This window comes from bacterium, assembly GCA_036524115.1.
Classification (GTDB): domain Bacteria; phylum JAUVQV01; class JAUVQV01; order JAUVQV01; family DATDCY01; genus DATDCY01.
This window is the reverse complement of sequence record DATDCY010000121.1, coordinates 1-10,078: the sequence shown is the minus strand read 5'-3', so window position 1 is coordinate 10,078 and position 10,078 is coordinate 1. Positions and strand designations below refer to the sequence as shown.

General features: G+C 73.4%; 12 protein-coding genes. 3 read left to right on the top strand and 9 right to left on the bottom strand.

Translation table 11 applies throughout. The features are described from left to right. Window positions 1-610, top strand: a 610-nt coding sequence (locus tag VI078_05465; GenBank protein HEY5998736.1) for a HEAT repeat domain-containing protein, incomplete at its 5' end; no start/stop codon positions are given. Between the two features lie 6 nt (window positions 611-616). Continuing rightward, the gene (locus VI078_05460; GenBank protein HEY5998735.1) at window positions 617-748 is read left to right on the top strand and encodes a hypothetical protein; all 132 of its coding nucleotides are present in this window, start codon (window positions 617-619) and stop codon (window positions 746-748) included. A 49-nt stretch (window positions 749-797) separates the two neighbouring features. Here VI078_05460 and VI078_05455 read toward each other — a convergent pair whose 3' ends face one another. Together VI078_05455 and VI078_05450 are read right to left on the bottom strand one after the other, a co-directional pair. Beyond that, window positions 798-1,859, bottom strand: coding sequence for a branched-chain amino acid ABC transporter permease (locus VI078_05455; protein HEY5998734.1), 1,062 nt, complete (start codon window positions 1,857-1,859; stop codon window positions 798-800). Next, on the bottom strand, window positions 1,856-2,746 hold the full coding sequence (locus VI078_05450) for a branched-chain amino acid ABC transporter permease (GenBank protein ID HEY5998733.1): 891 nt from the start codon (window positions 2,744-2,746) through the stop codon (window positions 1,856-1,858). The genes VI078_05455 and VI078_05450 overlap by 4 nt, the downstream gene beginning before the upstream one ends. A 122-nt stretch (window positions 2,747-2,868) precedes the next feature. Here VI078_05450 and VI078_05445 point away from each other — a divergent pair, with 122 nt between their 5' ends. After that, window positions 2,869-4,119: a glycosyltransferase gene (locus VI078_05445; GenBank protein HEY5998732.1), complete on the top strand. Its 1,251-nt coding sequence runs from the start codon at window positions 2,869-2,871 to the stop codon at window positions 4,117-4,119. Between the two features lie 16 nt (window positions 4,120-4,135). Here VI078_05445 and VI078_05440 read toward each other — a convergent pair whose 3' ends face one another. The 7 genes from VI078_05440 to VI078_05410 form a co-directional block, all read right to left on the bottom strand. Then, entirely contained in the window at window positions 4,136-5,008 is an 873-nt protein-coding gene (locus VI078_05440; protein HEY5998731.1) for a 3-keto-5-aminohexanoate cleavage protein, read from the bottom strand. Further along, window positions 5,005-5,499 (bottom strand): acyltransferase, encoded by a 495-nt coding sequence (locus VI078_05435; protein HEY5998730.1) that lies wholly within the window; start codon window positions 5,497-5,499, stop codon window positions 5,005-5,007. The genes VI078_05440 and VI078_05435 overlap by 4 nt, the downstream gene beginning before the upstream one ends. A gap of 78 nt (window positions 5,500-5,577) precedes the next feature. After that, window positions 5,578-8,133: a VIT domain-containing protein gene (locus tag VI078_05430; protein ID HEY5998729.1), complete on the bottom strand. Its 2,556-nt coding sequence runs from the start codon at window positions 8,131-8,133 to the stop codon at window positions 5,578-5,580. Further along, a complete protein-coding gene (locus tag VI078_05425; protein HEY5998728.1) occupies window positions 8,130-8,549 on the bottom strand; it encodes a hypothetical protein in 420 nt (139 codons plus the stop codon). Before VI078_05425 ends, VI078_05430 begins: the two co-directional genes overlap by 4 nt. Before the next feature lie 32 nt (window positions 8,550-8,581). Beyond that, a complete protein-coding gene (locus VI078_05420) occupies window positions 8,582-9,181 on the bottom strand; it encodes a hypothetical protein (protein ID HEY5998727.1) in 600 nt (199 codons plus the stop codon). A gap of 94 nt (window positions 9,182-9,275) precedes the next feature. Further along, window positions 9,276-9,812 carry a sigma-70 family RNA polymerase sigma factor gene (locus VI078_05415; GenBank protein HEY5998726.1) on the bottom strand — a complete coding sequence of 179 codons (537 nt, stop codon included), beginning with the start codon at window positions 9,810-9,812 and terminating at the stop codon, window positions 9,276-9,278. Between the two features lie 7 nt (window positions 9,813-9,819). Further along, window positions 9,820-10,078: ABC transporter substrate-binding protein (locus VI078_05410; GenBank protein ID HEY5998725.1), on the bottom strand; the 259-nt coding region annotated here is incomplete at its 5' end.

Genomic DNA, 10,078 nt, shown 5'->3' with positions numbered 1-10,078 from the left:
CGTCCCGAGCGAGCGAGCTCCGCTGGGCGCGCCCGAACGCCAACGGCCCGTCCCGGCGACCGTCCGGCCCGCGCCCGCGGCCCCACGGACGCCCCCCCCGGACGCGGCCACGATCGCCGCCGCCATCGAGCGCCTCGCCCGCGAGAACCCGATGGAGCGCGAACTGGCGCAAAAGCAACTCAGGGCCGCCGGCGCGGCCGCGGTCCCCGCGCTCATCAACGCCTTGGAGGACGAGAACGCGCCGGCCCGACGCGCGGCAATCGCGGTGCTCGGCCAGATCAGGGACCCGCGGGCGGCCGAGCCGCTCGCGGCGCTGCTGGGCACCTCGTCCACGCCGACGTGGAACGTCCTCTCGGGCGCCTTCAGGGCCCTCGGGGGGGAGGCCGCGCCGGCGCTCGTCGACGCGCTCGGCTCCGGCGACGACATCGCGCGCTCCCGCGCGGCCGAGCTGATGGGCGCGATCGCCGATCCCCGGTTCGCCGACCCGCTCATCGAACGGCTCAACAGGGACCGGCACTCGGGGGTCCGCGTGAAGATCGCCGAGGCGCTCGGCCGGATCGGCGAGCGCAGCGCCTGCGAGGCCCTCCTGGTCATGCTCGACGAACCGTGAGGGCAAGTGGCCGGGAGCGCCGGGCAGGCGCTCGAGAAGATCACCGGCCAGCGGTTCGGGCTCGACAGGGAGGCCTGGCACCGCTGGTGGCGCCAGGCCGGGGACGACTTCCTGGCCGGAAATCAGGCGCCGAGGTAGCCGGCGGCGGGCCGGCCGCGGCGTTGCCGGCCCGCCGGCGGACGTCCGCTCATTCGCCCGCCGGCGGCGCCGGGGTCGCGCCTTCCCGCCCCGCCAGGGCCCTGCGGTCCCGCCGCGGCACGAGCCGGCGCCACTCGCGCAGGCCCATGATGCCGCGCGGATGGTAGAGCATCACGAGCACCAGCAGCAGCGGCATGATCACCATGCGCCAGACGTTCAGGTGCTGGATGACGTGCTCGTTGAGCGGCTCGAAGAGCGCCGCCGGCAGCCAGCCGAACGCCCACGCCACCGCCGAGGGACGCAGTGCCTCGAGGAGCACCGTGTAGAGCGTCGCGCCCACCACCGAGCCCGCGATGGAGGCGATGCCCCCGAGGTAGACCATGATCAGCACGTCGGTGGACTTGATGATGTCGAAGACCCGCGGCGAGATGAACTGCAGCAGGTGCGCGAAGAGCCCGCCGGCCACGCCGGAGAAGAACGCCGAGAGCGTGAAGGCCAGGAACTTGGCGCGCCGCGTGTCCACGCCCATCAGCCCGGCCGCGATCTCGTCCTCGCGGACCGCGAGCACGGCGCGCCCGAAGCGCGAGTAGACGAAGTTGCGGATGACGAGCAGGGTCAGCACCGTCCAGGCGTAGACCCAGGGCAGCGTCGTCAGACGCTTCATGCCGAGGAACCCGCGCGGGCCGCCGATGACGTCGAGGTTCTCGATGAGCGACTTGACGATCATCAGGAAGGCGAGCGTCACCAGCGCGAGGTAGTCGCCGCGGGTCTTGAACGACGGGACGGCGACGACGAGGCCCACGAGCGCGGCCGCCGCGCCGCCGGCGAGCACGGCCAGCGGGAAGCCCCAGGGCACGGCGGCCGCCGGCAGCAGCTTCACGGTGGCGACCGAGGCGGTGTAGGCGCCGACGGCCATGAAGCCGGCGCTGCCGAGCGAGAACTCGCCCATGTAGCCGTTGACGAGGTTCAGGCTCGCCGCGAGGATGACGTTGATCCCGACGTACATCAGGATCATCTGCTGGTACTTGTTGACCCAGCCGTAGTGCGGGACGGCACACGACAGCGCGAGGCCGCCGAGCAGCCCCGCCCGCAGGACCCAGGGCGAGTTCATACCTTCTGCACCCGCGGCTTGCCGAGGATGCCGTAGGGCCGCACGACGAGGAGCACCAGCAGGAAGGTGAAGGCGACGAAGTCGCGATACGTCGAGGGGAGGAAGGCGGCGACCATGATCTCCGTGGTGCCGAGGATGAAGGCGCCGATCATCGCCCCGCGGATGGAGCCGATGCCGCCGATGACCGCCGAGATGAACGCCTTCCAGCCGACCATGATCCCCATGTAGGGGTCGATCACCGGGTAGGCCATCGCGTAGAGCGTCCCGGCCGCCCCCGCGAGCCCGGCGCCGATGGCGAACGTCGCCGAGATCACCAAGTCCACGGGCACGCCCATCAGCGGCACCGCCGGCCGGTCGAAGGAGACGGCGCGCATGGCCGTCCCCAGCAGCGTGTGGTGCACCAGGCGGTCGAGCGCGAGCATCAGGCCGAGCGAGACCAGGACGATCGTCAGCTGCAGCGAGGAGAGCGTCAGCCCGCCGGCGCTCCAGCTGCCCTCGCCGAGCAGGCGCGGGATGCTGCGCGGGTAGGGGTTGAGCGCGAGCGTGAAATTCTCGAGGAAGATGCCGACGCCGAGCGCCGTGATGATCGCCGAGACCCGCGGGGCGGCGCGCAGGGGGCGGTAGGCCAGCCGCTCGATCGCCACGCCGAGCGCGGCGGCGCCGAGCATCGCCGCCAGCAGCGTCGGCACGAAGGGCAGGCCGGCGAGCGCCGCGGCCGCGAAGCAGAGGAAGGCGCCGACCATGAAGACGTCGCCGTGCGCGAAGTTGATCATGGTCAGCACGCCGTAGACCATCGTGTACCCCAGGGCGATCAGGGCGTAGATCGACCCGAGCTGCAGCGTGTTGAGCCCCTGCTGGAGCCAGTAGACCAGCCGATCCGCCGCCATGGTGCCGGCAAAGGTACCCGAAATCCGGGGGCGATGGGTAGGGGAGCCGGCGGGTGCCTTGCCTTTTCGGCCGCCGCCGCGCCATCATCGCCCCGCCCCGGGGGCGGGCGCGGGGGTGGCGGGTGGGCTTGAAGATCCTCTTCACGAACAGCGCGCTGGCGGTGCGCGCCGGCACCGAGCTCTGGGTCCGCGACGTGGCGCTCGGCCTGCGGGCGCGGGGGCACGCGCCGGCCGCGTTCAGCACGGTGCTCGGCGCCGTCGCGGCGGAGCTGCGCGGCGCCGGGGTGCCGGTCGCCGACGACCTCGACGCGCTCGCGCACGAGCCGGACCTCATCCACGGGCACCACCACCTCGAGACGACGATCGCCTCCCTGCGCTTTCCGCGCGCGCCCGTGATCAGTTTCTGCCACGCCGCGACCGCATGGGAGGAACTGCCGGCGCGACTGCCCGGCGTCGCGCGGCATGTCGCGGTCGACCACGCCTGCCGCGACCGGCTCGTCGAGGAGTGCGGGATCCCCGCCGCGGACGTCGACGTCCTGTACAACTTCGTCGACCTCGCGCGCTTTCCGCCCCGCCCGCCGCTGCCCGGGCGCCCGCGCCGGGCGCTGGCCTTCGGCAACGCCGCGCGCGAGGGGACCTTTCTGCCGGCGATCCGCGCGGCCTGCGCGGCGCGGGGGATCGCGCTGGAAGCGGCCGGGATTGGCACGCGGGTCCTCGAGCGGCCGGAGGAGGTCCTCGGCGACTACGACCTGGTCTTCGCCAAGGCCCGCGCCGCGATGGAGGCGATGGCGACCGGCTGCGCCGTCGTGCTCTGCGACCTCGCCGGCGCCGGGCCGCTCGTGACGAGCGGCGCCTTCGAGGAGCTGCGCGTGCAGAACTTCGGACTCCGGACGTTGACGCACCCCGCGACGGCCGCGCACCTCGGCGCCCAGATCGACCGCTACGACGCGGCGGACGCGACACGGGTCCGGGCGCTGATGCGGACCGCCGGCGATCTGCAACGGCGCCTGGATGAGCTGCTCGCGCTCTACGCGGCCGTGCTGGCGGCCCCGCGCCCGCCCCCCGATCCGGCCGCCCTGGCGGCGGCCGCCGGCGCGTACCTGCGCTGGCTGGCGCCGGCGGTCAAGACCGGGCGCGCCGCGGACCGGGCCCAGGAGGCGCTGGCCGAGGCGCGCCGCTCGCTGGCGGCCGGCCGCGACCGGGAGGCGCGGCTTGAGGCGCTGCTGGCGGCAACGCAGCGGGAGCTGGCGCGCATGCAGCGCGAGCCGGGGCTGCGGCTGCAGGCGGCCGCGACCCGGCTGCCGCTGGTCGGCGGCGCGTTGCGGGCGCTCGGCCGCGCGCTCTTCGGTTCCGCCCGTCCGCCCGCGGACTGAAGCGGGCGTCGGCGCTCTAGCGCGGGATCAGACCAAGCAGGGTACGCACCTCCGCCTGCGTCGCGATGCGCCTGCCGAACGTCCTGGCGAGGCCGGCGACGCGCTCCACGAGCATCTCGTTGGTCGCGAGCGTGCGTCTGCCGGCGTCGAGCCAGAGCGTGTCCTCGAGGCCGACGCGCGCGCCATTCCCGTAGAGCAGCCCCAGCGTGTTCATCGGGAGCTGGTGCTCCCCGAAGCCGGCACCCGTCCAGACCGAGCCGTCCGGCAGACCCGCGATCATCTGCCCGAGGTGCGCCGGCGTCGCCTGCGCGGTGGCGACGTTGCCGAGCAGCAGGTTGAAATAGAAGGGCGGCGTGAGCAAGCCGCGGTCGGCGAGGTAGCGCGCGTAGTTGACCATCCCGAGGTCGAAGACCTCCAGCTCCGGCCTGATCCCGCGCTCCGCGAGGCGCTCGGCGAGGCGACGGATCGTCTCCGGGTCGTTGACGCTCGCCTCCCGCGCGAAGTTCAGCGAGCCGAGCGTCAGGCTCGCCAGGTCCGGCTTGAGGTCGCCGCCGAGGCGCAGTACATCCGCGCGCTCCTCGATGCTCCCGCCGGCGCGGCCGCTGAGCGACACGCATACGGGCAGGTCGGGGAACCGCTCGCGGATGCCGCCGATGAGCCGCGCGTACGCCTCGCGCCGCCATGTGGGGCGCCCCCGGCCGTCGCGCGCGTGCAGGTGCACGAGGTTGGCGCCCCGGCGCACGCAGCGGGCGACGTCGGCCACGATCTCGCGAACGCCGAGCGGCACGTGCGGCGTCAGCGCCCGCGTGGGCACCACGCCGGTCGGTGCGAGGTTGACGATGACTTTCGCGTCCCGGCTCGCTGGCGGGCGCGCGGCGGCGGCGCTCATTCCGGCGCGGGGACGGGGCGGTGACGCAGGCGCGCCGGGCTGCCGAGCACGACCGCGCCGTCGGGAACGTCGCGCGTCACGACGCTGCCGGCGCCGACCACCGCGCCGGCGCCGATGACGACCCCCGGCAGGATGACGCTGCCGCCGCCGACGCGGGCCGCCCGCCCAATGCGCGGGAACGCCAGCGGCGCGCCCTGGAGCTTGTCGTTGAGCGTGACGACCCCCGGGCCGAGGAAGGCGTCGTCCTCGATCACCACGCCGCGCGTGACGTGGCAGCCGGTCTGGATCGCGACGCGGTCGCCGAGCACGGCGCGGTGGATGTTGCAGTGCGACCCGATCGTGCAGTCCGCGCCGATGCGGGCGCCGGCGTGGATCAGCGTGAACGTGCCGACGCGCGTGCCCGCGCCGATGGCGACGTCCTCCTGCACCTCGACGAGCGCAGGGTTGTAGAAGCGCACGCCGGGGAAGCGCTGCGCGAGTTCGTCGGCCATGGCGCGGCCATGATAGGGGCTTCCCCGCCTAGCGGCAACACGTGGGCGCGGGCCCCGCGTCCCCGCTCCGCACCGGCGCTACGGCACCACCGTGGTGTCGTAGCGCACCCCCTCGGGCACCGGCACCGGCTGCACGACGGTCACGCCCTCGTCCCCCGCCGTGACGCGCGTGGCGTCGACCGCGACGAAGGCGGTGTAGTCGCTGACCAGCCCGTGCGTGAGCGCGGTGGCCTTGATCTCGCCGCGGATGTCGGCTTGCCGGACCGCGTCCGCCTGCAGCGCCTCGTCGGTGAGGTCGGCGATGCGGGCGCGCGCCCAGATCCGGCGCACCCCCTCGTGCTGCTGCTTGCGGTCGAGCTGCGCGGCGAGCTTCTGGACCACGCGCTCGCCGCCGGAGGTGCCAGTCACCTCGATCGTGGTCCGGCCCAGGCCGGTGAAGCGCCCCGTCAGGATCACCGGTCTCCCGACGAAGAGGTCCGGGATGCGCTCGGGATAGACGTCGGCGACGCGCATGCCGCCCCAGTCGATGGCGATATCCGTCAGCGCCGGCCGCGCGATGCGTTCGTAGAACCGGTCGACCGCCTCGGTGTCCGAGTCGCCGGCCCCGATGTACGCGACCGCGCCGCGCCCCACCCGCGCCAGCCCCTCCATGAGGTAGCGGTTGACGGAGGTGCCGACGCCGAAGCTGAAGATCCGCGCGCTACCGAGCCGCTCGCCCACGGTGGCGAGCACCTGCGCCTCGTTGCCGACATAGCCGTCGGTCATGAACGAGACGATGCGAAAGCGCTGCGGGTCGAGCGGGGCGTCCAGCGCCGCGCGGACCCCCTGCACCATCTCGGTGCCGCCGCTTCCGTTCAGCCCGTCGAGGTACGCGAGTCCGTCGGCGATGTTCTCGGGCGTCGCCGGCACCGGCTCGGGGCGGAAGCGCGAGTTGTCGCCGGCGAAGCGGGTGATCTGGAACGTGTCACCGGGCGAGAGGCTCTTTACGGCCCGGCGCAGCGCCGCCTTCGCCTTCTCGATCGGCCAGCCGTTCATGCTCCCCGAGGTGTCGACGAGAAAGACCATCTCCAGCGGCGGCCGCGCCAGGCGCTCGAGCCCCGCGGGCGGGGCCAGCAGCAGCGTGAACCACCCCTCCGCGCCGTCGCGCTGGAGAAACAGCGCCTGGCGCGGGCGCTCGCCCGCCACCCGGTAGCGCAGGACGAAGTCCTTGTTCGGGATCGAATCCATGCGGCGCAGCCGCACCGTGGCCCGCTCGCCGCCGCGACCCGCAACGTCGATGACGTGGCTCGGGCTCTCGAGGCGCTCGATGGGCATCCCGGCATCGATCTCGACGGAGAGGCCGATGTCGTGGCCCGTGCGCTCGCCAGGCGCGAGGTACTGCATCTCCGTCGCCTGCCCGGAGGCACCGCCCGCGCCGCGCGGCACGGCGCCGACGCCGCCGGTGCTCCCCGCCGGGTTGTAGCGCGGCCCGACGACCATCGGGAAGACGAAGGTGAAGGCATCGTCGTGCCAGGCGAGCGTGTTGAAGTAGGTGATCTCGACGTCGATCGCCTTGCCCGGCTCGATGTTGGCGACTTTCTGGGTGAAGATGTTCGGCCGCTCCTGCGTCAGGAGCGCCGCCTGGTACCCCTGCCGGCGCGCATCCTCGTAGATCCGCTGCGCCTCCTCGCGCTCGCGGATGATGCCGCGGATGCGACGTGCGCCGATCGTCATCACGAAGTCGCTGACCGCGGCGTTCTCCGGCAGAGGGAAGACGTAGACCGCCTCGATCTTCGTGTCGAAGGGGTTGCGATACTTCTGTGTGACGCGGACCGTGGCGATGTAGCCCGCGATCTTCGCCGCGACCTCGGTGTGCTCCAGCGGGAAGGGGAGGCGCTTGCCGTCGCGCTCGACGCTCAGCTCGCCGCAGCCGGGGACGTACTCGCCGGGCGCCGGCGCCGCCGGCCGCTCCGGGCGGCTGATCACCCAGACCTCGTCGAACGGCTCGCCGAAGGAGGCGTAGGTCGGGCCGGCCGCCGCCGGCCCCTGGCCGCCGCCGGACCAGCCGCGCAGCGCCGGGCCGCTTCCGGCCGGGGCGGCCATCTTCGCTGCGGGCGCAGACAGGACCGGCGCGGGTCGTTCCGCCTTGATCGGGATGTCCTCGCCCCGCGCCGACATTAGCATGCTCCTCTCCGGGGCGAGGGCCGCGGGGGCTGCCGCGGCTGTCGCCTCTGCCCGGTCAGCACGCAGCTCCGCCCGTGGCTCCCGGTAGTCATCCCACGCCTCTCCAACCTTTTTCGCCATTCCCGGGACGACGACCTCCTTCTCCTCTGAGAGGGGGCCGGTCGCGTCCCCCGCGACCGTCTGAAGCTTGTAGTAGTACGTCTCCCCCCGCTCGATCTTCGTGTCGAAGTGCTGGGGCACGGTGACGGCGGCGATCTCCTTGTGGTCCTTCCCCTTGGTCGTGCTGCGCAGGACCTTGTAGCCGGTCGCCCCGGGGACGGGCTCCCAGCGCAGCCCGACGGCGTTCTGCGCCTCGACGAAGAGCGCCGCGACCCACTTCGGCGGCGCCACGTTTGGCGCTCCGACGGCCAGCGTCGCCAGCAGGACCGCGAGAGTGCACGGGACGAGGACGAACTGCGCGATCTTCTTCACGGCCGCTCTCCTTCCTCGGGGACCAGGCGCACCGTCGCCCCGATGCGGCGGCCGTCGGGGTCCGCGGCGGCCGTCAGTTTCACGCGAATGAAGTGCTCTCCCAACCCGCTCTCCTGCGCATGGATGCGCGCCACGCGTGTGACGCCCGGGGGTGGATATGGCGCGAGGGTGAAGGCCGCGACGACCAGCCGCCCCGCTTCCAGTCCCTTCGGGTCGTAGTGCGGAGCCGCTTGCCACGGCGCCCGCCCGCCCTCGACGCCGACGATCTTCACCGCCGCCGGGTCATACGCCAGCTCGACCTGCCAGGCCGCGAGGGGTTCGCCGACGGAATCGACGATCAGCGCCCACGTGCGGAAGCGGGTCTGGGCGGCGGATGGGGCAGTCAACGCGACAAGCACCAGGGCGATCAACAGCAACAGTCGACAAGCGCCCCTGATCCTCAAGGTCTTCACAGCGCCACCGCCCGGCGGGCCAGCGCCTCGACGTCCGCGCCGTCCACCGCCCCGTTTCCGTCCGCGTCCCAGCCGGCGGCGACCCGCCGCCCGTCCCGCAGCGCCCTGGCGAGGCGGAAGGCGTCCACGATGTCCACGGCCGCCGCGGCGCGCGGGGCCTCGAGCGCCGCCGGCGCGGTGGACCCCGGGGCGGTGGGGGCCGGCCCTGAGCGGGCCGGCTCCCGCGACGGCTCGACCCGGTCCGAAACAGGCGGCGCCAACCGCAGCGAGAGCACGAGCGCCGCCGCGGCGGCCAGGCCGGCCGCGGGCACGCTCCAGCGGCGCAGCAGCGACGGGAACGGCGCCGGAATACGCCGCCGCACCGACTCGCGGTAGGCGCGGAACACGCGGACCTCCACCGCAGGCGGGACGGCCGGCAGCGGCGGCTGCGCCTCCCGCAGCCGCGCCTCCAGGCGCTTCAGATCGGCGAGGGCGGCACCGCACCGCCGGCAGCCCGCCGCGTGCTCGGCGCTCGCGGGCGTCCCCTCCCCCACCCGCAGCGCGTCGAGCGCGAGCTGGTCGAGGTGCTTGTCGTCGGCTTCTGCGTTGGTGTTCATCATCTGCTCCTGACAATGAAGTCCGGAAGGAGCGGAAAAGGTTCACGGAAAAATGCGCCCCTGGGGGAGCAGGGCGCGCAGCCGGAGCGGTTCCCTACTTCCCGACCGTCTCGCGCAGCCGGTTCAAAGCGTTATGTAGCCGGGATTTCACCGTCCCCGGCGGGATGCCGAGCGCGGCCGCGATCTCCGCGATCTCCATCCCGTCGACGAAGCGCAACAGCACCACTTCCCGCTGGCCGTCGGGGAGACCCGCGACGAGCCGCGGGAAGTCGTCGGCGCCGCGGGGGGCGACCGCCGGCTCTGGCACCCCGGGTTCCTCGTCGAAGAGCCTCCCGGACGGCAGGAAGCGCGCCAGAAAGCCCTTGCGCTTCAGGCAGAGGTGCTTGACCGCGGGGTAGAGGAACGTCGTGAAGGAGGCGCGCAGCTCCAGCCGGGGGAGCGCCCGGCAGACGTAGAGGAAGGTCTCCTGGAGAACGTCGAGGGCGTCCTGCTCGCCAAGACCGAAGCGCCGCGCCAGCCGCAGCACGAAGTCGCGGTGGCGCCGGTAGAGTTCCTCGAAGGCGCGGGCATCGCCCGACGCGGCGGCCCGGACGAGGTCACGGTCGTCGGCGTCGGGCGGCGCGGGGCCCACGCCCCGGCTACGGCTGCGCGTTCGTCACGTAGACGAACTTGCCGCCCTTGATCTGGAGGATGACCGCGCTCTTGACCGGGTCGCCGGAGCCTTCCTGGAACTTCATGTCGCCGGTCACCCCGGGATAGCCGGGGAGCCTGGCCAGGGCGTTGCGCACCGATTCGCGGTCGGTCTTCCCGGCGTTCTTCAGCGCGGTGAAGAGCAGGCCGAAGGCGTCGTAGGTCAGCGCCGCGACGTCGTCCGGCGGCGCCCCGTAGGCCTTCGTG